This window comes from Aulosira sp. FACHB-615 (assembly GCF_014698045.1).
Classification (GTDB): domain Bacteria; phylum Cyanobacteriota; class Cyanobacteriia; order Cyanobacteriales; family Nostocaceae; genus Nostoc_B.
On record NZ_JACJSE010000014.1, the window covers coordinates 106,735 to 132,121 of the forward strand.

24 protein-coding genes and 1 tRNA gene are annotated in these 25,387 nt (G+C 40.9%); 18 read left to right on the plus strand and 7 right to left on the minus strand.

Translation table 11 applies throughout. The features are described 5' to 3' along the window. Positions 1-36: 36 nt before the first annotated feature. The 6 genes from prfB to H6G77_RS21250 all read left to right on the plus strand — a co-directional run bounded on the left by prfB (position 37) and on the right by H6G77_RS21250 (position 4,220). A protein-coding gene (gene prfB / locus H6G77_RS21225; protein ID WP_190872664.1) for a peptide chain release factor 2 occupies positions 37-1,159 on the plus strand; the annotation gives its coding sequence in 2 pieces (ribosomal slippage) (positions 37-108 and positions 110-1,159; 1,122 coding nt in all). 286 nt (positions 1,160-1,445) lie between these two features. Continuing rightward, the gene (locus H6G77_RS21230; RefSeq protein ID WP_083468722.1) at positions 1,446-1,601 is read left to right on the plus strand and encodes a DUF3285 domain-containing protein; all 156 of its coding nucleotides are present in this window, start codon (positions 1,446-1,448) and stop codon (positions 1,599-1,601) included. A 40-nt stretch (positions 1,602-1,641) separates the two neighbouring features. Next, positions 1,642-2,151, plus strand: coding sequence for an rRNA maturation RNase YbeY (gene ybeY / locus H6G77_RS21235; RefSeq protein WP_190872665.1), 510 nt, complete (start codon positions 1,642-1,644; stop codon positions 2,149-2,151). A 139-nt stretch (positions 2,152-2,290) separates the two neighbouring features. Continuing rightward, positions 2,291-2,743, plus strand: coding sequence for a diacylglycerol kinase family protein (locus tag H6G77_RS21240; RefSeq protein WP_190594990.1), 453 nt, complete (start codon positions 2,291-2,293; stop codon positions 2,741-2,743). A gap of 106 nt (positions 2,744-2,849) precedes the next feature. Continuing rightward, positions 2,850-3,449 (plus strand): glutamine amidotransferase-related protein, encoded by a 600-nt coding sequence (locus H6G77_RS21245; RefSeq protein WP_190594989.1) that lies wholly within the window; start codon positions 2,850-2,852, stop codon positions 3,447-3,449. Positions 3,450-3,452: 3 nt separating this feature from the next. Further along, on the plus strand, positions 3,453-4,220 hold the full coding sequence (locus H6G77_RS21250) for an MBL fold metallo-hydrolase (RefSeq protein WP_190872666.1): 768 nt from the start codon (positions 3,453-3,455) through the stop codon (positions 4,218-4,220). Position 4,221: 1 nt separating this feature from the next. Here the strand turns inward: H6G77_RS21250 and H6G77_RS21255 are convergent, their stop codons facing one another. Beyond that, positions 4,222-4,806: a YdeI family protein gene (locus H6G77_RS21255; protein WP_190872667.1), complete on the minus strand. Its 585-nt coding sequence runs from the start codon at positions 4,804-4,806 to the stop codon at positions 4,222-4,224. Between the two features lie 101 nt (positions 4,807-4,907). Here H6G77_RS21255 and H6G77_RS21260 point away from each other — a divergent pair, with 101 nt between their 5' ends. Together H6G77_RS21260 and H6G77_RS21265 are read left to right on the plus strand one after the other, a co-directional pair. After that, positions 4,908-6,419, plus strand: coding sequence for an FAD-dependent oxidoreductase (locus tag H6G77_RS21260; RefSeq protein ID WP_190872668.1), 1,512 nt, complete (start codon positions 4,908-4,910; stop codon positions 6,417-6,419). Between the two features lie 58 nt (positions 6,420-6,477). Beyond that, the gene (locus tag H6G77_RS21265) at positions 6,478-7,278 is read left to right on the plus strand and encodes a carbonic anhydrase (protein ID WP_190872669.1); all 801 of its coding nucleotides are present in this window, start codon (positions 6,478-6,480) and stop codon (positions 7,276-7,278) included. Between the two features lie 664 nt (positions 7,279-7,942). On the opposite strand, the gene nagA is transcribed toward H6G77_RS21265, so the two are convergent. Next, entirely contained in the window at positions 7,943-9,112 is a 1,170-nt protein-coding gene (gene nagA / locus H6G77_RS21270) for an N-acetylglucosamine-6-phosphate deacetylase (protein ID WP_190872670.1), read from the minus strand. A 98-nt stretch (positions 9,113-9,210) separates the two neighbouring features. Between nagA and purE the strand changes: the two genes are divergently transcribed. From purE to H6G77_RS21300, 6 genes are all read left to right on the plus strand, one after another. Further along, positions 9,211-9,729, plus strand: coding sequence for a 5-(carboxyamino)imidazole ribonucleotide mutase (gene purE / locus H6G77_RS21275; protein WP_190872671.1), 519 nt, complete (start codon positions 9,211-9,213; stop codon positions 9,727-9,729). Positions 9,730-10,592: 863 nt separating this feature from the next. Further along, entirely contained in the window at positions 10,593-12,191 is a 1,599-nt protein-coding gene (locus H6G77_RS21280) for an ammonium transporter (protein ID WP_190872672.1), read from the plus strand. A 129-nt stretch (positions 12,192-12,320) separates the two neighbouring features. After that, the gene (locus H6G77_RS21285; RefSeq protein ID WP_190594591.1) at positions 12,321-12,644 is read left to right on the plus strand and encodes a YnfA family protein; all 324 of its coding nucleotides are present in this window, start codon (positions 12,321-12,323) and stop codon (positions 12,642-12,644) included. A gap of 291 nt (positions 12,645-12,935) precedes the next feature. Beyond that, positions 12,936-14,354, plus strand: a complete 1,419-nt coding sequence (locus H6G77_RS21290) for an ammonium transporter (protein ID WP_190872673.1) — start codon at positions 12,936-12,938, stop codon at positions 14,352-14,354. 124 nt (positions 14,355-14,478) lie between these two features. Further along, the gene (locus tag H6G77_RS21295) at positions 14,479-15,297 is read left to right on the plus strand and encodes a GDSL-type esterase/lipase family protein (protein WP_190594574.1); all 819 of its coding nucleotides are present in this window, start codon (positions 14,479-14,481) and stop codon (positions 15,295-15,297) included. Between the two features lie 101 nt (positions 15,298-15,398). Further along, on the plus strand, positions 15,399-16,592 hold the full coding sequence (locus H6G77_RS21300) for a 4-hydroxy-3-methylbut-2-enyl diphosphate reductase (protein WP_190594575.1): 1,194 nt from the start codon (positions 15,399-15,401) through the stop codon (positions 16,590-16,592). 158 nt (positions 16,593-16,750) lie between these two features. Here H6G77_RS21300 and H6G77_RS21305 read toward each other — a convergent pair whose 3' ends face one another. The 3 genes from H6G77_RS21305 to H6G77_RS21315 form a co-directional block, all read right to left on the minus strand. After that, positions 16,751-17,113 (minus strand): hypothetical protein, encoded by a 363-nt coding sequence (locus tag H6G77_RS21305; protein WP_190594576.1) that lies wholly within the window; start codon positions 17,111-17,113, stop codon positions 16,751-16,753. Positions 17,114-17,362: 249 nt separating this feature from the next. Next, a complete protein-coding gene (locus H6G77_RS21310) occupies positions 17,363-19,549 on the minus strand; it encodes a DEAD/DEAH box helicase (RefSeq protein ID WP_190671649.1) in 2,187 nt (728 codons plus the stop codon). Positions 19,550-19,706: 157 nt separating this feature from the next. Next, positions 19,707-19,958 carry a type II toxin-antitoxin system HicB family antitoxin gene (locus H6G77_RS21315; protein WP_242049275.1) on the minus strand — a complete coding sequence of 84 codons (252 nt, stop codon included), beginning with the start codon at positions 19,956-19,958 and terminating at the stop codon, positions 19,707-19,709. Positions 19,959-20,262: 304 nt separating this feature from the next. Here H6G77_RS21315 and H6G77_RS21320 point away from each other — a divergent pair, with 304 nt between their 5' ends. Beyond that, positions 20,263-20,733, plus strand: a complete 471-nt coding sequence (locus H6G77_RS21320; RefSeq protein ID WP_190594578.1) for a hypothetical protein — start codon at positions 20,263-20,265, stop codon at positions 20,731-20,733. 376 nt (positions 20,734-21,109) lie between these two features. Here the strand turns inward: H6G77_RS21320 and H6G77_RS21325 are convergent. After that, positions 21,110-21,181: transfer RNA gene (locus H6G77_RS21325), tRNA-Cys, on the minus strand. 297 nt (positions 21,182-21,478) lie between these two features. Here H6G77_RS21325 and H6G77_RS21330 point away from each other — a divergent pair. Next, positions 21,479-21,916, plus strand: coding sequence for an Rrf2 family transcriptional regulator (locus H6G77_RS21330; RefSeq protein ID WP_190594579.1), 438 nt, complete (start codon positions 21,479-21,481; stop codon positions 21,914-21,916). A 122-nt stretch (positions 21,917-22,038) separates the two neighbouring features. Here the strand turns inward: H6G77_RS21330 and H6G77_RS21335 are convergent, their stop codons facing one another. After that, entirely contained in the window at positions 22,039-22,476 is a 438-nt protein-coding gene (locus H6G77_RS21335; RefSeq protein ID WP_190594580.1) for a hypothetical protein, read from the minus strand. Positions 22,477-22,785: 309 nt separating this feature from the next. On the opposite strand from H6G77_RS21335, the gene H6G77_RS21340 reads away from it, so the two are divergent. Together H6G77_RS21340 and H6G77_RS21345 are read left to right on the plus strand one after the other, a co-directional pair. After that, complete coding sequence (locus H6G77_RS21340; RefSeq protein ID WP_190594581.1) at positions 22,786-23,127, plus strand: hypothetical protein; 342 nt, start codon at positions 22,786-22,788, stop codon at positions 23,125-23,127. Between the two features lie 59 nt (positions 23,128-23,186). Continuing rightward, positions 23,187-25,319 (plus strand): pentapeptide repeat-containing protein, encoded by a 2,133-nt coding sequence (locus tag H6G77_RS21345; RefSeq protein WP_190872674.1) that lies wholly within the window; start codon positions 23,187-23,189, stop codon positions 25,317-25,319. Positions 25,320-25,387: the final 68 nt, after the last annotated feature.

Here is a 25,387-nt window from a genome sequence, read left to right on the forward strand (position 1 = left end):
AACATCATCCAAGTAGCTCTAAATTTAGCAAGCACTATGGAAGTCTTAGAACTCAAACGCGAAATCGAAACGTTGTCTAGCCGCCTGGGTAAAACCCAGGACTATCTTTGACGTACCTGCACTGACAGCGAAAATTAACGACTTAGAACAAATCTCAGCACAGCCAGAATTTTGGGAAAATCAAACTGAAGCCCAAAAAACGCTGCAAGAACTTAACGAACTCAAATCCCACTTGGATACTTATAACCAGTGGCGAGCCAGTTTAGAAGATACTAAAGCAGTGGTGGAACTGTTGGAGTTAGAAACCGACGAGTCTCTACTGCAAGAAGCGGAATCTACTATCACTAAGCTCAACCGTGACCTTGACCAGTGGGAGTTACAACAGCTACTTTCTGGCCCTTATGATGCGGAAGGGGCTGTGTTGACAATTAACGCTGGTGCGGGGGGTACAGATGCTCAAGATTGGGCATTTATGCTACTGCGGATGTACACCCGTTGGGCAGAAGCACATGGTTATAAAGTAGCACTCAGTGAAGAATCTGAGGGTGATGAAGCGGGGATTAAATCAGCAACTTTAGAAATTACTGGGCGTTATGCCTATGGCTATCTGCGGTCAGAAACTGGCACACATCGCTTAGTGCGGATTTCACCTTTTAATGCTAACGGCAAACGGCAAACTAGTTTTGCTGGGGTGGAAGTCATGCCCCAAATAGATAATTCTGTGCAGTTGGATATTCCAGAAAAAGATTTGGAAGTTACCACATCCAGGGCTGGTGGTAAAGGTGGACAGAACGTTAACAAAGTAGAAACGGCAGTCCGAATTGTGCATTTACCGACAGGTCTGGCTGTGCGCTGTACAGAAGAGCGATCGCAGCTGCAAAATAAAGAAAAAGCCCTCGCCCGTCTCAAAGCCAAGCTGTTAGTTATCGCCCGTGAACAAAAGGCGCAAGAAATTGCCCAAATTCGTGGTGATATGGTGGAAGCTTCCTGGGGTAATCAAATTCGCAACTACGTATTTCATCCTTACCAGATGGTAAAGGATTTGCGTACCAATTCCGAAACAACTGCGATCGCTGATGTGATGAACGGCGACCTCGATATGTTCATCCAAGCCTACCTGCGGCAAGAAAATCAGCTAGTCGATAGTAGTTCTGGTTAATGAACTGTTGGGGGTAAGGGTGAAAGGGTGCAGGGGTGTAAGCACATATCTTGCAACCTAACCCCAATGAATGGAATTCGTAGCTACACAAACTAAGTCCTCGGACTAGCACAATCAATGGTTTGTAACCCGCGTAGGCGGGTTTTGTTTGTGTAGCCGCGACTTCAGTCGCTGGGTGCAATATATTGCACCCTGACACCTAGTCAACCGAAAATAGACAAAATGGCAAGAGAAATGTAAGGAAACTGTTACATTTATATATAAAAGAGTTGGTTACGAAATTATTATGAGTGACTCTCCCTCAACGGAACCCCAACCAAGCTACGTCAAACTTGCGATGCGGAATATGGTACGCAAGGGCGGTACTTCCATAAAACATTTTTTGTTATCGACTGTGGGGCTATTAGCTGTTTTAATTGGTCTTGCTTACCTGACCCGTTAAAGGCCAAGCAAAATCCTGCATTGCTGAGGAGTGTTTGTACTTGGTACAAGTTGAACTAAATTTACAAGATATTTTTTCTGATTCTTCCCCCGAATTGGCTGTCAATGTTGAGGCGGAAACTTGGGAGAATTGGTTTCATCGCTGGTTAGAAAATCTTCAATCTGATTTACCACCAGCGCCAAGCTATGAAATAGGGCTGCGTTTAACAGACGATGCAGAAATTCAATCATTAAATGCTCAATATCGACATCAAGATAAACCTACAGATGTGTTAGCCTTCGCTGCATTAGAAACGGATTTTCCAGACTATGCGGAAATGGAGGATGAACCTGTGTATTTAGGTGATATTGTGATTTCGGTAACTACCGCCCAATGCCAAGCCCAACAACAAGGGCATAGTTTAAAAACTGAGTTAACTTGGTTAGCCGCGCATGGGCTGTTACACCTTTTGGGCTGGGATCATCCTGATGATGAGAGTTTAATGCAAATGCTAAAGCAGCAGGTAATATTACTGGAGACAGTGGGTATTGATATTGACATAGAATATTAAAGTTTTTATGTCTGTCGATGTTAATTTTTAGGCATCCTTTTATAATACTCGTGTAGAAAATTGCCGAGAAGTTGATTGGATGAGTACAATCAGCAAAAATTCCCAGTTGACCTAAACATATTGTTCTATTTTTTAGCTTATGTCCCAACAAGTTTCTCCTCCACCGCCAAACAAGTTATCATCACTGATCACTAAGGAAAGGGAATTCTCGTGGCAAGTTGCTGCTAATTTATTTGTGAGCTTTAAGTATGCTTGGGCTGGTATTACTTACAGTTTTCAGACTCAACGCAATTTTCGGATTCATGTCAGTTTTTGTGCTTTGGCGATCGCATTAAGCATATTCTTGCATTTGTCACCTGTGGAAATCGCTGTCATTGGGATTACTAGCGGCTTAGTTCTCGCACTCGAACTACTCAACACTGCGATCGAATCTTTGGTAGATTTAACAGTCAAGCAGACCTACCACGAATTAGCCAAAGTAGCTAAAGACTGTGCGGCGGGTGCGGTGCTTGTTTCTGCTTTAGTCGCTATCTTAGTAGCTTGTACCTTATTGCTACCGCCATTAATCATATTAATTATGTCCAAGTTTTAAGTTTAGATATTAGTCAAACTTATCCATAAAAATTTCTCAACCTTGAATGACATAATTACTGACGCTGACGGCTAGAATCTGGTAATGATCACCAGGAGTCTAGGCCGTGATTGTAGTCATTGATAATTACGACAGTTTTACATACAATTTGGTGCAGTATTTAGGAGAACTAGCAGCAGAGTTTCCCATAGCATCAGACATTCAAGTTTTTCGCAACGATAAAATTACCATCGCAGAAATCCAAGATTTACAACCCGACCTTGTGGTAATTTCACCTGGGCCTGGCCGCCCAGAAGATGCGGGTATATCGCTGGATTTGATTGAAAAACTCGGCCCAAGCTTGCCAATTTTAGGTGTGTGCTTGGGGCATCAAAGTATTGGTCAAGTATTTGGTGGTAAAATCGTCTCTGCTCCAGAGTTAATGCACGGCAAAACTTCCCAGGTAACACACACTGATGTGGGAGTTTTTCAAGGAATAGAAAATCCTATGACCGCCACCAGATATCATAGTTTGGTGATTGACCGCGAAACTTGCCCCGAAGTGTTAGAAATCACGGCTTGGGTTGAAGATGGCACAATTATGGGAGTGCGCCATCGGAACTATCCTCACATCCAAGGAGTCCAGTTTCACCCAGAAAGTGTGCTAACTTCTTCAGGAAAACAGTTATTGCGAAACTTTCTGGAACAATTACCGACGAGAGAGTGATTAATGAAACGGCGACAATTGATGGGCTATGCTGGGGCGGGGTTAGTCACAGCTTTAGTTTCTACTTTAGGTTCTCACTCTGAAGCTGACGCACAGTCTGGCGGTTTATCAGTTCAGTGGTTGGGTCATACTTGCTTTCTAATTACTGGTGGCGGAGTAAAAATTCTTGCCAATCCCTTCCGCACAGTTGGTTGTACTGCTGGTTATCGTGCGCCAAAAGTGAGTGCAAACTTGGTTTTGATTAGCAGTCAATTATTAGACGAAGGCGCAGTAGAAGATTTACCAGGGAATCCCAAACTAGTATACGAAGCTGGCGTTTATGATTTTCAGGGGATAAAATTTCAAGGAATTTCCACAGATCACGATCGCAAAGGTGGAAGACAATTCGGCAAAAATACCGCCTGGAGTTGGCAACAAGCAGGAATTAATATCTTACATCTAGGCGGAATTGCTGCACCCATTACCCTTGAACAAAAAATTCTCATGGGTCGTCCTGATGTGGTGTTTATTCCTGTAGGCGGTAGTGCGAAAGCTTATAATGCCGAGGAAGCTAAACAAGCAATAGAGGTGTTAAATCCCAAAGTGGTAATTCCGACTCACTACCGCACCCAAGCTGCTGATGCAAATGCTTGTGACATATCACCTTTGGATGAGTTTCTCAATTTGGTGCAAGGGATCACCGTCCGCCGTAGCAACAGTGACACCATTACCATTACTCCTGGCAAGTTACCAGAAGATAAGGTGATTCAAGTTTTAAGCTACAAATTTTAAACTAACGGCTCAATGGATTTCTGTTTTGCGCGGCTGAAGTTACGGTTTGCTCAATTCTCTTTAACCTAGTTTCTGGACGTTTGGCATTTTCAATCCAAAAAAGAATGTTTTTCTTGGTGGAATTACTAAAGGCTGCAAAATTGAGGTTAGCCCAAGAGTTGGCTGCTAAAGCTTGTTGCAAATCTAGAGGAATGATTAATGCTTCGATCGCATCTAAAGAAGTCCATGAGCCATCTTCTTTCGCATCAGCAATTTTAGCTAGACCAAATTCTGTCATTAAACCTGCTGCAATTAGCTCTTCAATATATTGCTTATTTAATTTTGACCAAACGCTTTTGGGTTTGCGTGGTGTAAAAATTTGCTGATAGCGGTTTTCATCTAAAGATTTAACTTTACTATCAATCCACCCAAAACATAAAGCTTCTTGAACGGCTTCGCTATATCTGACGCTGGGTTGACCACTTTTGACTTTGTAATAAACTAACCAGATACCAGGGGAAGTGAGATGATTTTTGCCTAACCACTCCCGCCATTGGTTGCGATCGCTGGCATAAATAAATTCTAATTGTTCCTCAAATTTTGGCATCGTCAAAAATCGGTGATTAGCTGAATTTATCTTCTCTTCCCTCTCCCTCTGAACGCAAGTTCGTATACATTATTGATGGGCTGCAACAATTGGAGAGCAAAATGGTAGAAGCGTCACAACAAAAAAATGTAGTAGTCGTGGGTGCGGGTTGGGCTGGTTTAGGCGCAACCTATCATTTAGCCAAGCAAGGATATAATGTGACACTTCTGGAAGCAGGCCCCTATCCTGGCGGACTTGTTGCAGGTTGGAAAACTCCTGGGGGGAAATCTGTAGAAGCTGGGATTCATGGTTTTTGGTATCCTTACAGAAATATTTTTGCCCTAATCAACGAATTAGATATTAACCCCTTCACTACCTGGACTCGTTCTGCTCAATATTCACCCGCCGGCTTAGAAGTAGAATCACCCATTTTTCAAGAATTACCCCAACTACCGGCACCTCTTGGCACATTTCTCTACACCCACTTTCAGCGATTACCATTAATTGACCGTCTCAGCGCCTTACCTTTACTGTATGCTGTGGTTGATTTTGATAATTCCGATGCAGCTTGGCGGCGTTATGATTCTGTTACCGCGCGGGAATTGTTCAAAGATTTTGGTGTATCTGCTAGACTTTATCGTGATGCCTTTGAGCCGATGTTGTTAGTAGGCTTATTCGCCCCTGGTGAACAATGTTCTGCCGCCGCCACATTAGGAATGCTGTATTATTTTATTTTGGCGCATCAGCCTAATTTTGATGTGGTTTGGTGTCGCGGAACTGTAGGCGAAAAAATCTTCCGTCCTTGGGTAGAAAAAATTGAAAAAGCTGGCGGTAAAGTATTCGCAAAACATCGTGTAACTGACTTAATTATTGATGAGCAAAATCGCGCCACTGGTGTAGTTTGTGGTGATCAAGTATTTAACGCTGATGCGGTAATTTTTGCGGTTGGGGTAACTGGAATGAAGAAAATTGTTTCTTCTAGTCCTAGTTTACAAAACCGAGAAGAGTTTCGGAATCTGAATAATTTAGGTGCAATTGATGTTTTAGCAACGCGCTTATGGTTTGACCGGAAAATTGATATTCCCCGTCCTTCTAATGCTTGCTTTGGTTTTGATACAACTACTGGATGGACATTTTTTGATTTGAATGCTTTACATGATGAATATCACGATGAACCAGGAACGGTAATTGAAGCAGATTTTTATCATGCTAATCAGTTTATTGGTTTGAGTGATGAAGAAATAATTCCAATTGTGCAGAATTATTTAGCAACTTGTGTACCTGGATTCAAACAAGCGAAAGTAATTGATAGTAGTGTAATTCGCTTACCAAATGCAGTCACGCACTTTGCACCGGGTAGTTATCGTTATATGTTGCCAGCTAGGACAAGTTTTGCCAATGTATTCATGAGTGGTGATTGGATTATTAACCGTCACGGTTCATGGTCGCAAGAAAAAGCTTATGTTACAGGTTTAGAAGCAGCGAATTTTGTGATGTCTTATTTAGGGGAGGGTCAAACTGCTGAGATTTTACCTGTACATGAAGATGAAGTACATATTAAAATTGGGCGATCGCTCAACGAAACTGTACGTAATGTAAGTAAGTCTATCTTGCCTAATTTTTGGTTGCCCTAGCAATTGGCTAAGTACTAAAAATTAATCAACGCTGTTAATCCCACATCCAAAAATTGGTATGAGTAAGATTTTCAACAGACGGCGACTACTACAATTAATGGGGATGACTGCTGTGGGAACTTCTGTTTCTAGTTGTTTAACTTCCCCAGCAGCAGCCGCAACAAATTGGGGATATATCGGCAAACAAGGGCCAGAATATTGGGGTAAACTTTCACCAGATTTTCAACTTTGTTATACAGGTAAAAGACAAACACCAATTAATTTACAATTTGATAGTGTTAAAAGTCTTGCTAAAAATAATCAAGATTTATTAATAGTTAAATATCAGCCAACACCCTTAAGTTTAATTAATAACGGTAAAACGATTCAAATTAATTATCAACCAGGAAGTTATATAGAAAGCGATCGCCAAGTTTATCAGCTGCTTCAATTCCATTTCCACCACCCCAGCGAACACCACCTCAACGGCGCAGAATACAATATGGAACTGCATTTCGTTCACCGCAGTCAAGCAGGTAATTTAGCAGTGGTTGGCGTATTCTTAAAAGCCGGAGCGTTTCACCCCCATCTGCAAAAAATTTGGGATGCTGTACCCCAAACCCAGGGAAAGGAAAATCAGCTAAAAGATACCATCATCAACGCTGCTGAACTTTTACCAACAGAACGCAGATTTCTCACTTATTCTGGTTCTCTTACAACTCCACCCTGTTCTGAGAATGTGTCATGGTACATCATGGAAACTCCCGTTGAGGTATCCAGTGAACAGATAGCTAAATTTTCCCAACTATTTCCCCATAATGCACGCCCAATTCAGCCGTTAAACCAGCGCATAGTTTTTGAGAGTTCTGATCAAGCTTGATTGCTGAGTTGACAAAATAGATTGTGCGATCGCGTTTTTGATTCCCAGTCGGGTTGCGATGAATTTTGATTCTGATTCAGCAGGAAATTTGATGTATTCTGCTTTGGAGTGATTAACACTCAAAGTTTTTGGTTAATGCTGAAAAACCTGCCAAAATGGCAACCTGACTCTAATTAACTACGCTAAATTTATAAAAGATAAACGACTTCAAGGGTTTTGTTATCAGGGTCTACCTAGCAAATGAAACACCGATTTTACTGTTGATTGCTATAAATAGCAAATCATAGATAATTAATTTGTAAAATATAGATGAATAAATCAGGCTTCACATTTGCTGCAACCAGGGCTAAAAATGTATAGATATTGCCATTTTCGCACAACTTAGCCCCCTAAATAAAACGGCAATGTTCATACATTATCCTGGACGCTACAGCAGCAAATGTTGAGTGGGAGAATGAGGCGATTGGTATGCCTCCTCCCACTCTTTTTTTATGGGAGTATGTCGGGGCAAGTCAATTCAATCAAGCTGTGAATATAGCAGTCATAGTTGATATGTGAACAACAAAGACAAGGGAGATAAGGGAGACAAGGAAGAGAGATGCTGATAAATCATTTAGGAGCGGCTTTCATGTGCTTTCTTAAATGTTTAACAGCTTACCTCTATCTATAATCGCTGCCAAGTGAGTTCTTTGGTAGTTTTATCCCAATGCCAGCGTAATAAATTAGCAGGTTGACCTGATGAAATTACAGGCAAATTCATGGCTTTTCTGGGGGCATTAGTAGCTAAAGCGATCGCTCTTTCGACATCACAAATTCCCCATTTCAAGAGGTTCTGTACTCCCACGAATAACGGCAAAGTCGTGCCTGTCAATGTGCCATCTAGTAACCGGGCTGTACCGTTTTTAACTTCAATGTGGCGACTATCCCAAGGATATATCCCATCAGGTAGCCCCAGAGGTGCTAGGGCATCACTGACTAAGAATAGTTCTTGAGTCGCCCGCAAGAGAATTTTTAGCATTGTTGGCGTGACATGCTGCCCATCGGCAATCAAACCACACATAACATTGGGATTGGTAATGGCGGCCCCCAATAATCCCGGTTCGCGGTGATGTAAAGGCGGCATGGCGTTAAAGGCATGAGTTACCATCGTTGCACCCAAATCAAAGGCTTGTTGGGCTTGGTCGGCAGTTGCCTGGGAATGTCCTAAACTGACGGTGATATCCAAAGAACGCAAATATGCTATGACTTCACTGCCAGGATCTAATTCTGGTGCTAGGGTGATAATTTTGACAATCGAGGCATAATCCCCTAATACCCGTTTGACTTCCTCAATTGTCAGAGGTAAGAGATATTCGGCTGGATGTGCGCCACGCTTACCATAATTTAAAAATGGCCCTTCTAGATGTACACCGAGAATTTTCGCCCCAGTTGTGGAATGAGCAGCGAAATCAGCAATAATAGCCAGCGATCGCTGAATATTTTCGATGGCAGTAGTGACTAATGTTGGTACATAAGCATCGACACCAGCATCCCACAAATATTGCGAAATTTTTGGCAACATTGCCGCGTTTTCTGGTGTTAGTTCGGTAAACGCCAAGCCTAGCGCCCCATTAATCTGTAAATCAACACCGCCTAATGAAATCCAATCACCAGCTACATCCAATATTTGTAAATCAGGTGGTGGAACTCGTTTGAATACCGTACCCATTGGCAAGATTTGTTCAATCACACCTTCGTGATTCACTAAGAGCATCTGTAAATCTTGATAACCAGGTACACGCGCATTGATAATATCTACATTTGAAGCGATGGGTTTGTGTGTTGCTTGGGTCATCACCTTGGACTGAAAGTAGCTAAGTCTAAGTCTGACACGATTCTAAATCTCGCAATCAGCCTTTAATCGAAAATCCAAAATCAAAAATCAAAAATTCTATGTCTCCCCTTGTCGGTATTATCATGGGCAGCGACTCTGATTTGCCCACTATGAAAGATGCGATCGCAGTTTGCACAGAATTTGGTGTAGAAACAGAAGTGGCGATAGTTTCTGCCCATCGTACCCCAGAACGGATGGTGCAGTATGCCCAAACCGCCCATGAACGGGGTCTTAAGGTAATTATCGCCGGTGCTGGTGGTGCAGCCCATCTCCCTGGTATGGTAGCTTCTCTTACAGCTTTACCTGTAATTGGCGTACCTGTGGCTACCCGCAATTTGCAAGGTGTTGATTCTTTATATTCTATTGTCCAAATGCCAGCAGGTATCCCAGTGGCGACAGTCGCCATTGGGAATGCCAAGAATGCTGGGCTATTAGCTGTACAAATTTTGGCTACTCACCAACCAGATTTATTCGCCAAAGTACAGCAATACCGCCAATCTCTATCGGAATTGGTGATGAACAAGCAAGCAAAATTAACACAGCTAGGTTATGAACAATATCTCAAAGAAGAACTTTAACCACAGGTGAAGACCTGGATTTCTCACAAGAGAGAAATCCAGGGGTGTGGGAGGGGTGGGAAGTGTGGGAGGATGGTGAAGAAATCTTTCCCCCCACACTCCCCACACTCCCCTCTCTCCCCACATCCGCTACCCATACGTGAGAAATTCGGGAAGAGTGTATGGGGTGGGTGTCAGAAAATCTTGCTGACTTTTCTCACCCTTATATATTCAGTGATGATTATCACTTGATTGATTAAGTAACAATCAATTAATTTTTTTTATAAAAATTTAATATTATTCCAGGATTTTATTTATTGAAGAGGATAAATCCATTTCCTGTAAAGGATGTGGTTTTTGCTCTCATTATTTTTAGCGTAGTAAAAAACACAATCCTAAAAAAACAGTATCTAAATATACAGAATTGCAATTTTGATAAATAGAAAATCAGTCAAATTTATTTGTGAGTTCACCAATGTTTAGAACAAGAAGCGTTTGCGGAATTCTTGATATTAGTATAGTCACCATTATCTAAGTGTATTATGCAAATGATGTGTTAATGTAGGCATATTTTCTGGCAACAATTGGGTTGGCAATTGCCAGCAGTTAAGCACGTCAAACATGATAATTAAAGATTAAAGATTAGGTGAAGAACACTTGACGGTTGCGGATAATACATAATAATTTCTTAAGGATAACAGAAAAAAATGTTTACATAGAGTTTAGTGAAATTCCTAAACTCATCTTTGGGTTGTTTGGCTTTCTGGCGTGGAAACAAGTAGTTGAAAATCTGGACAAAAATCGCTGCTTTTGACTAAGAGTATGAGTTTTTTGCTCTAGATGTTTTTCCTTTCAGGACGGTATGGAGGGTGAGGTTCAAATTCATGCAAAGACAAAAATTAAAAACAAAAATCAGGCGATCATCGGCCAGAAATTACGCTAAAAGCACAGGATTTAACTCAAAACTCAAGCAGTTAAACTTAGCAATTAAGCGATTGTCTCCCAGTTGGCGGGCTTGTTTACCTTTGGCTTGTTTAATTGTTTTGGGATGGAGTTATGTAGCGGTTGCTCAAACTCCAGCGCCTGCGGGGCCAACAACAGCAGATTTAAAAATTGCACTTGATACATTATGGGTGGCGATCGCTGCCTTTTTAGTATTCTTTATGAACGCTGGTTTCTGTATGTTAGAAACCGGGTTTTGCCGTCAGAAAAACGCCGTTAACGTTCTCGCCAAAAACTTAATTGTATTTGCCTTATCGACCGTAGCATTTTGGGCGATCGGCTTTGGCTTAATGTTTGGCGATGGTAATGACTTCATCGGACTCAGTGGCTTTTTCTTACCAGATGATAACAGCCCTGCAACTGGCGATGCTTATAAAGGAGTATTTAGCGCCCTGAATTGGACAGGTGTTCCTTTAGCAGCCAAATTCTTATTCCAGCTAGTGTTTGCTGGAACCGCCGCCACAATTGTGTCTGGTGCTGTTGCGGAACGGATTAAGTTTGTAGACTTCTTAATTTTCAGCTTATTACTTGTTGGTATTGCCTACCCCATTACGGGACACTGGATTTGGGGCGCTGGCTGGCTGGCAGATATGGGATTTTGGGATTTTGCTGGTTCTACTGTCGTTCACTCAGTTGGTGGCTGGGCTGCGTTGATGGGAGCCGCATTTTTGGGGCCACGCATTGGGAAATATCAAGATAAGCAAACAGTGGCGCTTCCTGGCCACAATATGAGTATTGCCACCTTGGGTTGCCTAATTCTGTGGTTGGGCTGGTTTGGTTTCAACCCTGGTTCTGTGATGGCGGCTGATCCTAATGCAATTACTCACATTGCTTTGACAACCAACATGGCGGGTGCAGTTGGTGGAATTGCTGCTACTGTTGTGGCTTGGGTGTACTTGGGTAAGCCAGACTTGTCCATGATTATTAACGGAATCTTGGCTGGCTTGGTTGGTATTACCGCATCTTGCGCTTACGTCAGCATTCCTAGTTCCATAGTCATTGGCTTGATTGCTGGTATTTTAGTAGTTTTCGCTGTACCATTTTTTGACAAACTCGGCATTGATGACCCAGTAGGTGCTACTTCAGTCCACCTTGTTTGCGGTATTTGGGGAACTCTTTGCGTTGGTTTATTTTCTGTCGGCCCTGGTGGTTATCCTTGGATGGTTGACTTAGCAGGTAAACCAGTCGGGCCACATGGTTTATTCGCAGGTGGTGGTTTCGGCACATTAATTCCCCAGATAATTGGTATTCTTGCAGTTGGGGGAATGACTGTTCTTCTTAGCACCATTTTCTGGTTAGTGCTGAAAGCAACTTTAGGTATTAGAGTTACCAGAGAAGAAGAATTAGAAGGCTTAGATATCGGCGAACACGGTATGGAAGCTTATAGTGGATTTTTGAAAGAAGCTAGTCCTGGTGGCTTTTCGGAAGGGACAAGTTCTGGAGAAATTTCATCAGGTGGTGATTTACCAAGTACTCTGTAAGTCTCTACATCTTATTGCTGACTAATATCCGCCCATAACTTTTTAGTGGGCGGTTTTTTTTATTCAATATGAGTTAACAGGTGAGAGGTTACAGGTTACAGATTAACTTTAATATTTGAGTTTTTGATGATGATGAAATCTCTAATATATTTTGTCTGGACTGGTTTATTTGAACTAAGCGGATGTTATCTCATCTGGTTGTGGTTAAGACAAGGCCAGTCGTTTTGGTTAGGAATTTTAGGTGGAATTACTTTAGTTTTGTACGGTGTAATTTCTACTTTTCAACCTGCAAATTTTGGGCGAGTTTATGCGGCTTATGGTGGTGTGTTTATTTTTATGGCAATGCTTTGGGGTTGGCGAGTAGATAAAGTTACACCCGATACTTATGACCTGATTGGTACTTGTGTCGCATTACTTAGTGTTCTAATTATCATGTTCGCACCTCGGAACTAAGTGCAATTTCTCTTGTGAATTTCTCACTGATTATGTGGTGAAGATGCTAACTCAAACTACAGCGTTTTTAAAACCCTTACAGAAATAAGGTGACTCGAAGAATAATATAAAAATTTTATAGATACACATTAATTAATATCTGAACAACTATCACAAGGATTATATTTTTGTTAATCTTTTAAAAATCAATACTGTTGGGTATCTTTCACGACAAAAACCAATGATAAAAAAGCATGAAATGTAATTAAGTATACAAAAAAATTGACTGATGTGAGAAAGGGACAGAAACAAGTGTTCAAGAAAGTTTTGACGATCGCGGTTCTTTCGATATTCCTGTTAGGATGGCCGCTCATAGGTAGTGCTTACGCCCAAACATCAGCAGCCACACCACCTGCGGCTGATACAGGAGATACAGCTTTTATGCTGGTATCATCAGCACTGGTTTTGTTGATGACACCAGGATTAGCGTTTTTTTACGGTGGATTTGTGCGATCGCGCAATATCCTCAACACCTTAATGATGAGCTTTGTGTTGATGGCAATTGTGGGTGTTACCTGGGTTTTGTGGGGCTATAGCTTGGCATTTGCACCAGGAAACGCGATTATCGGTGGTTTACAATGGCTGGGGTTAAATGGTGTCGGGTTAGAAACAACAAATTATCTCCAAGGTTCCGAACCACAAGAAGTAGTTTCTTATGCTCCGACAATTCCCCATCAGGCATACATGATTTATCAAGCCATGTTTGCCATTATCACCCCAGCCTTGATTTCTGGTGCGATCGCGGAACGGATGAGTTTCCGCGCTTACAGTTTGTTTGTCTTACTTTGGTCAACCTTTATTTATAGCCCCCTGGCTCACATGGTTTGGGCTAAAGGTGGATTTCTCGGCTTATACGGTGGTTTAGGCGCTCTTGACTTTGCTGGTGGTACAGTCGTTCACATTAGTTCTGGTGTATCGGCCTTAGTCGCTGCAATTGTTCTCGGCCCCCGCAAAACTCACCCCGACCGCCTCAGCCCGCCTCACAACGTACCTTTTATTTTATTAGGTGCTGGCTTGCTGTGGTTTGGTTGGTTTGGGTTCAATGCTGGTAGTGCTTTATCTATTGCTAGTGGAACTTCTGGTGATGTAGCGACAAACGTAGCAACTACAGCCTTTGTCGCTACTAATACCTCTGCTGCTGCGGGTGCGTTGATGTGGCTGCTTTTAGAAGCATTTCTCCGGGGTAAACCCACAGCCGTAGGTGCAGCCACAGGTGCAGTTGCAGGTCTGGTTGGTATTACTCCCGCCGCCGGATTTGTTACTCCGTTAGCTGCGATTTTAATTGGTTTTATTACTGCTACTGTATGCTTCTATGCCGTCAGTTTCAAACATAAACTCCAAGTTGACGATGCCTTAGATACTTATCCTGTACATGGTGTAGGTGGTACAGTCGGAGCAATCTTAACCGCTATTTTTGCCACAAGCCAGGTTAATTCCGCAGGTAAAGATGGTGTACTCAAAGGTAACTTTGGTGAACTAGGAGTAGAACTAGTAGCAATTGTAGTTGCTTATGCGATCGCCGCAGTTGGTACATTTATTATTCTCAAAGTAATCGATGCTACCATTGGTTTGCGTGTTAAAGAAGAAACGGAAATTCAAGGTTTGGATATCAACGAACACGGTGAGGAAGGTTACAACTCTGAATTTGGTGGGGATAGACCTATTTCTTAATTCCCCAACAGTTTGCTCATCTCCGCAGATAGTGGTCAATGTAAAAGCAATTACTAAATATAGTGTGACTTTTGCGAACTAGCGGATAAAATTTGAGTCAAATTATTGGCAAATTTCGCTAGTCGTGACCACTTCTGCAAAAACCTTCCCCACTTGGGCATTGTTATCGTTGGCAACCAACGGCATACTGATGTTGGCGGTCATCCTGCTAATTTTGCAAAAGCAGAGATTGACCGCCGTTTTTGGTGGTTCGCCGTCACAGCAAACAATCAATACATCCCAAACTGTCGCACCAGAGTTAGGCCGTCATCATCAACTTAATTACCAACAGTGGTTAGATATTCTTAAACAAGAAGCTCAAGCTGCTACTGAAAAAAATCCTGAGCATTTAAGTATCTTGGTGGGAGACTCTATCAGCCTCTGGTTCCCCACAGAATTATTACCAGAAAATCGATATTGGCTAAATCAAGCAGTTTCTGGCGAAAACAGTACAGGACTCTTAAAAAGATTAGATATATTTGATAGCACTAAACCAGAGGTGATTTTTGTCATGATTGGCATTAATGACCTCATTCGGGGAGAAAGTGATGAAGTGATTTTAGAGAATCTGCGGCAAATTATCAGATACCTCCGCAAAACTCATCCCACAGCCAAAATAGTTGTTCAGTCGATTTTGCCACATGGCGCAGAAGAAGCCACCTGGGAAGGACGAGACAAACTTTTAACTATTCCTAATAGTCGCATTCGCTTATTAAATGAACAATTACAACGTATAGCCACTAGACGTAAGGCAAAATATCTCGATTTATATTCCTTATTTGCTAATCAACAAGGTAATCTCCGCCCGGAACTTTCCACAGATGGTTTACATCTCAGTCCTGCCGGCTATCTGGTTTGGCGGACTGCATTGCAGATTTATACTACATCGGGGAGTGGAGAGTAGGGAGTGGGGAGTGGGGGAAAATTTTAGACTTTACACTTCATACTTCTAAATTTGGTCTTCACGCGCGAAAATCAGAAGGAGGAGACACCACAGAGTTAAACATGGATACAAAAGCTTTTAAACGTTCACTCCAACATTCAGAAAATTACAATCGCAAGGGGTTTGGCCATCAAGCCGAAGTCACAACCCAGTTGCAATCTGAGTATCACAGCAGTTTGATTCAAGAAATCCGCGATCGCAATTACAGTCTGCAACGGGGTGATGTTACCATCCGGTTAGCCCAAGCTTTTGGGTTTTGCTGGGGTGTAGAACGCGCTGTTGCAATGGCTTACGAAACTCGTCAGCACTTCCCCACCGAACGTATATGGATTACTAACGAAATTATCCATAATCCTTCTGTGAATCAGCGAATGCAGGAAATGGAAGTAAAATTCATTCCTGTAGAAACAGGCAAAAAAGACTTTTCGGTGGTGGACAACAACGATGTAGTTATCCTACCTGCATTTGGAGCCAGCGTTCAAGAAATGCAGATATTACACGATAAAGGCTGCAAAATAGTTGATACAACTTGTCCTTGGGTATCTAAAGTTTGGAATACCGTGGAAAAGCATAAAAAAATCGATTACACCTCCATTATTCACGGCAAATATAAACATGAAGAAACAGTTGCAACTAGTTCCTTTGCTGGCAAATATTTAATTGTCCTAAATTTAAAAGAAGCACAATATGTTGCTGACTACATTTTAAATGGTGGTAATCGAGAAGAATTTTTGCAAAAATTTGCTAAAGCTTGTTCTGCTGGTTTTGACCCAGATCAAGATTTAGAACGGGTGGGAATTGCTAACCAAACTACTATGTTAAAAGGGGAAACTGAGCAGCTTGGTAAATTGTTTGAACGGACGATGATGCAGAAATATGGCCCCGACCAGTTAAACGAGCATTTTCAAAGCTTTAATACCATCTGTGATGCTACCCAAGAACGACAAGATGCCATGTTGGAATTAGTACAACATGAATTAGATTTAATGGTGGTAATTGGTGGGTTTAACTCATCAAATACTACGCAATTACAACAAATTGCCTTTGAAAAGGGTATTCCTTCTTACCATATTGATTCCGTAGAACGAATTAAATCTGGTGACGCTATTGAACATCGCCAGTTAAATGGAGAATTAGCGATCGCCGAAAATTGGCTACCAGCAGGTAAAATCGTCGTCGGTGTGACTTCTGGCGCATCCACCCCCGATAAAGTCGTTGAAGATGTAATCGAAAAGATTTTCAGCCTCAAAGCTTAAAATTGTTGGACTGACTGTTGAGAATGGGTGTAGGGGTTTTGAAAACCTACACCCTGCTTACTGAGCGCAGCGCCGCCCTGAGCCTGTCGTTCGCGTAGCGTCTCCGGCAGGAGAAGGGTCGAAGTACACCCCTATACCCCTAAACCCTTCTTCAATACCTATCTTGTATTTTCATCTACACTGTTGGCGCTGCGTTTAGCTGTATCAGGATAAACTGAACCCCATTGTTTAACAGCCTCTGCTGATTCTTTCGCAATTCTTTCAGCGCGTTTACCAGGGTCATTTTCAGTTTGACGAGCTTCTCTGTTCCACTCACCAGTAGTTTTTGGTCTATCAGCCTTATCCTGATGTACAACTCTATCAAGCTCTCTAGTGACAGCTTTGGTGTTACCACGCTCAATATTAGCGTTTGTCGTCAAGACTAAAAATCCTACTAATACTACAGCGACAAACTGCTTTACCTGAAATTGATTTAACAGGGAATTAATACGAGAAAATACCTGAGAAATTAAATGTATCATGACCGGACTGTACTCCATTATCTTGAGGTTTTTGGAGTTAATTGGCTGACTTTAAATATAAGTTAGTGATGAAATTGAGCTAAAATCTCACCTATTTTGAAACCAATCAACTTTATCCAAGACATATCAAGACTATCTGTAACAAAGGTAAAGATTCCTCTAGCAGAAGTCAGAGCTTGATTTCTAGGAGAGTATATTTAATGTTTTACATTCCGACATCTGAATTGTTTTATTTAAAAAACATCTATCTTAAGTGCGATCGCATTCCGTAACTTGCCAAAGAGCAACTTGCTGTCTGAGTTCTTCTATATCTAAATAATCATAAGCGAAAGCTTTGCGTAATAAAGCATGGGGAATAAATTCATCATATTTTTGCATTTCTGGAGCTTCGGCTGTACTGATTAAATCTTCGGCGGAAATTCTTTGCTCACACAAAGAAGCAATTTCTGATTGCAGATATTTCAGCTTACCTTTGCCTAATTTCAAAATCATATAATAAGGGTTCATTCCACCCATACTACTAATTTCTAAAGATTCTCGACAAAAAGCATTCAGAAATCTTTCTAAAGTGCGATAAGCTACTGTTCCCATCCAAGGGAAAATACAACATTTATTTTTATCTAATGGCAATATATAAGATTTCGCTAATCCAGCAGACTGAAATAATTCTCTAACTGTTTTTAGGCGTTGTTGAGCATTTTTTTGTAAATAGCTATATTCAACATCTTCTATTAAAACCTGTCGCATTCGTTGTAAAATTTTAGTATGAATAGTACCGCCACCACCACGCCAATAAACAGTCGCTTTACCATCTACCTGTTTAGCTAAAACTAACTTTTTTTTAAAATCAACTTCTAAAACTTCCCAAGTGCGACCAGCTAAACCAAATTGATTCCCCACAGGTGGCGGTGTCACAATACTACCAATTTCTGTTGTGCCTTGCTTTACGGTATATTCTTGATTGTCAGCAAACACAGCATAAAATTGAAATCTTCCGACTATCTTTTCCCCAGTCAAACCGATAATTAATTTACCTTGCTCAGTTTGTTGAATATGACCAATATCAATTAAATAACGTAACAACAATTTAAAATCGGCTGGAGAAATTGCCGCAAAAGGTGGCATATTTAAAACTTGTTTAGCTAAATTCGCTGGGGATAATTCTCCTGCCGCTAATAAAATACTCATTGTCTGATGATAAAGCAAACTCAAAGGATATTTTGGCGGCTTTATCGGCTCAATCCAGCGTTCCTCTAAATACAGTTGAATAATGGCAATACACTGTAAAAGTTGCCAGGGAATTTGCTCAGGCAGATATGCTTCCGATAAAGGTTCATCTTCAGCACAAACAAAGCGCATATCCGCCGTTTCACCTCTTCTTCCAACCCGTCCCAACCTTTGTAAAAAACTAGCTACAGACAAAGGTGATTCTAACTGAATGACTCGCTCTAAATTACCAATATCGATACCTAATTCTAAGGTAAGTGTTGCCGCAGTTACAGCAGGGTAATGGGGTTCTTGCATAGCTTTTTCCGCAGCTTGGCGCAAACTAGCTGAGATACTCCCGTGATGGACATGATAAATATCTGCTTGTGCTTGTGCTTGAGCAATTTGCCGCAGGGAAGCAATTACAGATTCAGTTTGAGTGCGGTTATTCGCAAATATCAGACATTTTTTATTTTGGCTAAGATTAAAAAGATAATTATCATATATTTCCGATGAATTAATATCATCACGAATATAAAAATGTTCGACAGCCAGTTTAATTTGACGTTTACCAGCTTCAATTTTAGGAGTAATTACTTGTTTATCAGTTCCCGAACGTAGCCATTCTTCCGCCATTGAATAATCACCAAGAGTAGCTGATAAACCAATACGCCTGGGTTGTGATTGAATTGCATTGGCTAAACGCTGCAATTGACAAATAATCTGACAACCACGTTCCGAACCCATAAAGGCATGAATTTCATCAATGATGACAAATTTTAAATCTCCAAACAAACGCACTAAATCATGATGTTTATTTATTAATAAACTCTCTAAAGATTCTGGCGTAATTTGAAGAATGCCTTGAGGCTTTTTTAAAAGCTGATTTTTGCGACTTTGAGCCACATCACCATGCCAATGATAAACAGGAATATCTGCTGTTTTAAGTAAGCCATTGAGGCGTTCAAATTGGTCATTAATTAAAGCTTTGATTGGGCCGATATATAATGCACCAATTGTATTAGTAGGATAATTATGTAATACAGTTAAAACTGGTAGAAATGCTGCTTCTGTTTTTCCGGCCGCCGTGGCTGCTGCTACTAACAAATGAGCATCAGTGTCAAAAATCACTTCACAAGCAGCAATTTGCACTGGTCGTAATTCAGTCCAGTTGTGATGGTAGATATATTCTTGAATGAAGGGTGCAAGTCGGTTAAAGGCATTAGTCATGGTGAGTGTTCAGGCTGAAAATCATACTATCTTTTAGCACAGAACACCCACTCTGTTGAAATTAAGAGAAATTTAGATATTGAACAAGTGTTAAACTGATGCACTTAATAAAAACAGAATATACTGATTTAAACTGACATTTTCTTGTTCAGATGCTTCAGCTAAACTGACGATGTAGAGATTTTGGCATTCTCAGAAGTAGCTTACCACTGTATTTATCATCAGTGATAGGTAAAGGGATTTCGTCTCCAGCTTCATAAGCCGTTTCAATCCATAATTCTCTGGCTTCATTAATATTTTCCATCGTTTCTTCTATTGTTTCACCTTGGCTGAGACATCCAGGTAAATCTTTAATTTGAGCAACATATCCTCCTTCAGAGTCAGGATAAAGTATGATGGAATACTTCAAATTCAAATAGTACTCTAAAAAAGGCGCAAATCCTCAAACGTGACCTCTGGTGGTCGGTTGAGAAATTGCTTAATCAATTTTTTTAACTTGCTTATTGAGCAATAGTAATATATATAGTATCATAACTCATTTTTGATTTTTTAACGAATTGCCAAAAACAAAAAGGAAGATAAGAATAATTATTTAGTTCGATTTTAGAGAGTTTTAATACTAGTAAATAAGGGGATAAAATTTAATTTATTTAAATTAATATAAGTTTTTCAAATATCGCTATTATAAACATATTATTTTGGTTAACTCAAACATGAAATTAAATATTGAACAAAAGCTTTGGAATCTAGGTAAAGAGAATGAATCATATACAAAAGAAGATTTTTATGAAATTATCGATGCTCTATTGGATGATTTTCAGGAGTTTATGGGTCATAATTTTAAACGCGATACAGAAATTTATTTAGATACGAAAAAACTGCATTCTCCTTCATTTTGTCGATGGATGTGGACAATGGAAACAGAAAAATCTCCCCTATCTACAGTTTGGTTAGCTGTGATAGGCGGTGATATGGTTGGTACTGAAAATGGAGACAATGTTTTTCATGTTAGCCTGACGCTATTTTTGTTTGACGCTATTAGTAAAAAGCGCCTGTGTCTTACAACAGGTGAAAGTGTCATTGAGTTTGTTTTTGAAAGACAATCTAATAGTCGTGGATGTTGGCGTAGTTTTGGGTGGTGTAAAGATGAATGGGGAGAGTGGGAAGATATTAAATATGAATAGTGTATTTATCAATCTATAGACTTTCCTAGTCTAATGAAGTAGACTACATTAAATAAAGCTGTCTAACTACTTATTGTCCTGTCAAAAAGTAGAAACGCTTAGTTTTTAGCTCTCCTGTCGGCGTAATAATAGGGTGGAAAAAACTAATTGGAGACTGCTGTTAGAGTTATTTATCTGCACTGAACGCCTAGGGGCAATACTTTAAGATTTTTGAGATTCCATAAGCTAATTGACTGGGGTAAAAACCTTTGCCTGACATTTTTACCCCAGTTGTTTCCCCAAAATAACCCCAAAAATGGTTGAAGGCTTTGAAAATTAAACCTTGAACGCTAAACAAAAAAGGGCTTGAAAGCCCCATAACCTTGATATTCTTAAAAGGCGACACCCGGATTTGAACCGGGGGATAAAGGTTTTGCAGACCTCTGCCTTACCACTTGGCTATGTCGCCGCATCCACCATTAACTATTATAGCAGTATTTTATCAAAATTGAAAGGGTTCCCAGCAGCAATCAGTCAAGAATAAGAAGATTGGACGTTTTGCGGATTTGTCGCTGACAATTATCAATTATTTATTTTTATTGAAATGAAAAATAAAAACAATTGCTCTTATTGATAAAGCTGATTTACAGTGAGATTAAGCCTTTAAATATCAAAGTTGTGTGATCAGTTTTGCTCAGGATGAACTGAGTCAAGTAAAGTCAACAACTTGAAAAGCTTGAGGTGTGAATTTAAAAATCTTACGCCTGTGGAAATCTCTAACAAATCGGAATATGCTCTTTTAGCTCTGTTGGAGTTGGCATCTTGCTACTCCAGTGGTGAGTCTTTGCAAATTCGACAGATGGCAGAGTTACAAAATATACCAATTCGTTATCTAGAACAATTACTGGCAACTTTGAGGCGTGGAGGAATCATTAAGAGTATTCGCGGCGCGAAAGGTGGATATGTTTTGGCACGCGACCCACGTAAAATTACTATATTAGATTGTATTACTTGTATTGAAGGATTGGATGCGATCGCTCCAGCATCCAGTCAAAATGCTCAAAACACAGAAACTCAGGTAATTCAGGAAGTTTGGCAAGAAGCTTGTCAAGCTGCCAATGCTGTTTTACAACAAAATACGCTACAAGATTTGTGCGAACGGCGAAATATCCACAAGCAGAAAGACCTGATGTACTATATCTAGATTTAAGAAAGTAGTCGATAAAAACTGGGTGTAGGGGGATGAGGGTGTAAGGGTTTTAGATACATACACCCCTACACCTTTGCCAAAACCCTTAATTGCTCGTTTTTGTGCGTAAGTCCTAGTTATCTAGGCTTTTTTTGTTGCGAAATTGAAAGAGTGTAGTTATGCTGCTCTGGAGATAATTGCCCTACATACAGTAAGTACTTGCCAGCTTGCCAGTAACCGGATAACTCTGGCTTGCTTTGGGAGTAGTTATCTGCTAACACACAAAAGCGTCCGCTAGGGCCGTCAATGAGTAATGTTGGCTGTCCAGGACTGTCAACAGTTAAGCGCATATAAGGCATTGACTCTGTGACTTGAATAATTTGACTAGGGACAGTAGAAATATTTCCGCAGTTACTTTGGACAGTTCCTCCAGACTTACCTGTTAACACTAGGGGGTCTGATTTGAGTTTGGCGGGAATTGGAATTGATGGTGCTTCTGCCAAGTTAGGCTGGATAATTCCCATACTCAGTACAACAGCGACGGGAACAATTTGCCATAGCCTCAGAGTTTTCATATTCTTTTATGCTCCCGACTATTTGTAGAGCGATTATTGATATAAATAGTCTGAATTAAGAGACGATAGCAATCCCTCAGTGTTCCTAAAACGAAGTATAAAATTTTATTGCTAATCTTGTATGTCTATATGGCTAAATATAAAAAAGAGATGAAGTCATTCGTTCATAGCGTCAAAAATTCTTATTTTTAGGCATTATCACCCTTGATAAAATCAAACATTCGTTAAAATCACAAACACAACCGGAAAAATTTCGGATATGATTGCTCACCTGTTGAACAAGTGTTTTAGCAGAGGTAGACAAGATTTATGAACCCTCAACCGGAAGAAGATTGGCAACAACGCCTACAAAAGCTAGAAGCAGAAATTAATGCTGAGAGTGTAGAAGCGAAAAAAACAGCAGCCAGACAGCAGTCTCGGTCTTATTTTCTCAACTTTAAACAGTATTTTACTCGTTCGCAACTTTGGTTTCAAAGTTTATCTGGGACGGGAAAGTTAGTAGTTATGGGTGTTACGGTGCTAATGGGTTTGGCGGTGTTGCAAGCAGTACTAAAACTTGTGACCTCTGCAATTAGTCTGGCGGTGTTGGCAGGGTTAGTGTATCTTGGATACAAATTTTTTGTCGCTGATAGCTTTTCCAATAAGCCATAGCACTCTATATTAATCACGCCAGTTATGGCGCAACTATTAAATTTAAAGGGAATTATTCAATGGCGACACCAATTGTGAGGAGAAATGATAGTCAACCTAGTCATTCAAATGCACCAACACAAACCAATTCATTACCGTTAGTAACTCGACGTTTGGCGGCTTGGACAGCAGAAATTAGCCTAGTGGTTGTGAGTGGGTTAATTCCGTTTGGATTGGGAGCTTATGCCAATTCCAGGAGTGACCTCAACCGTGTACCACTCAACCCTGTATTAGTTGTCACAGAAAGAGCGATCGCCAGGCCTTTGGCTTTACCTGTTAGTTACGGTATTCCCAATGTCGCCTGGCCGACTAATTATTTATGGATGTTGGCTTTAATTGCACCTGTCACTTTATCTTGGTGGCAATTGTACTTACTTGCAAAAACTGGGAGTACTTTACCAAAACGTTGGTTTGGTGTGCGCGTGGTGAATGACCAAGGTAAAGCCCCAGGTTTAGGCGCAGCGATCGCTAGGGAAGGTATTGGTCGCTTGTCTGTACCAGTTTCGATTGCTTACATCCTCTGGCGCTATAGTTTTGCCTTTCCGAATTTGGGACTGTTTACTTTTTTGGCAGTATTGATGGTGTTAGGCGAAAGTGTAGCTTTATCCTCTCGCCAAGGTCGTCGCGCCTTACATGATTGGTTAGCAGGTACAGAAACCATTGATGCTAAACGTCAAAATGGGCGGAGTGCATTGGTGAAAACTGGTGAACCAGAAGCCCCAAATGCAACAGAAGTCAGTCTCGCACCCGTGTCAGCCACAGATGCCAAATTACCGACATTGTGGCGGCGGATGCAGCAAAACTCCAACCTCGCTTTGTTTGCAGTCACCCTAGCAAGTATGAGTGCGGTACTCGCGGCTTTAATTGGGACACAAGTTTATATTCAAAAACAGCAAACTCAGCGAGAAACTTCACAAATTAACAGTCAGAAGTTTTTGGAATTTGTTAAACAATTAAGTCCCAACTCTGGCGCTAGTTTAGAAGAACGCCAAAGTGCAATTCTGGCGATGGGTGGTCTAAATGATTCCCAGTCGATTCAATTTTTGGCTGATTTGTTGGTGAATGAAACTAACCCAGTGCTGTTGAATTCCATTCAGCAAGCTTTAACAAATGTGGGTATTCCCGCTATCCCCGAATTGAAAAATAAAAACCAGTTTCTGGCTAACGAACTGCAATCAGCTGCACCCCAAGAACGCGAATCATGGCAAAAGCGGCTACAACTCAACCAGCAAACTATCAATAAGATTTTGAATGTATATAGTGGCAAAATCAATGGTCTTGACTTGACTCGCACTACGTTAAGCCAAACCAGTACAAATGGCAGTCCTTTGTTTAATTTGGTGTTAGAAAACATTGATTTGTCAGGACTGAAATTAAAAGCGGCTGATCTCAACCAAGCGAGTTTTAAAGGTAGCCGTTTTCGGAGTATGGGTGAAGATGGTCGCTGGGATACTTATGATGATGCGATCGCCGATTTAACGCAAGTCCAAATGAAACAAGCCAATCTCACCGATGCTAACCTCAGCCGGGTGTTATTGACTGGTAGTGATTTAAGTCGGGCAACTCTCAACCGCGCTAATTTAGAAAGTGCGCGTTTAATTGGGGCAAATCTCAGCAGCGCCCAACTGGTGGGGGCTGACTTGCGGAATGCAGTTTTAGAAAATACCAGCTTGACTGGAGCCGATTTAGGTGATGCTAAATTAAACGAAGCTAATCTTTATGCAGCTCGCTTGGGTAGAGTAATTGCGATCGGGACACAATTATCATTTGCCAACTTAACCAAAACTGATTGGCAAGGTGCAGATTTATCTGGCGCTTATTTAGATCATGCCAATCTCAGCAATGCTAACCTGAGTACTAGCCGGATGACTGGCGCAGTTTTACGTTCCGCCCAATTAGAAAATGCTAACTTACGCAACGCTGATTTGAGTTTTGTAGATTTACGCGGTGCAAATGTCGCAGGCGCAGATTTTAAAGACACAATTATTGCACCAAGCAAACAAGACCCCGCAGATCAATTTGTGGAAACACCTGATACTGGTACAGTATCGGCTGTAGTTAAAGGTGTTGATTTTTCTCAAGCGAAAAACTTAGATGCCAAGCAATTAGCTTACATTTGTACCCAAGGTGGCATTCATCCCCGTTGCCCGTAAAATTTAAATGGGGAGTCAGGAAAATACTTAATCCTACCTCCTCACTAAATCACAAATGATACATGAAA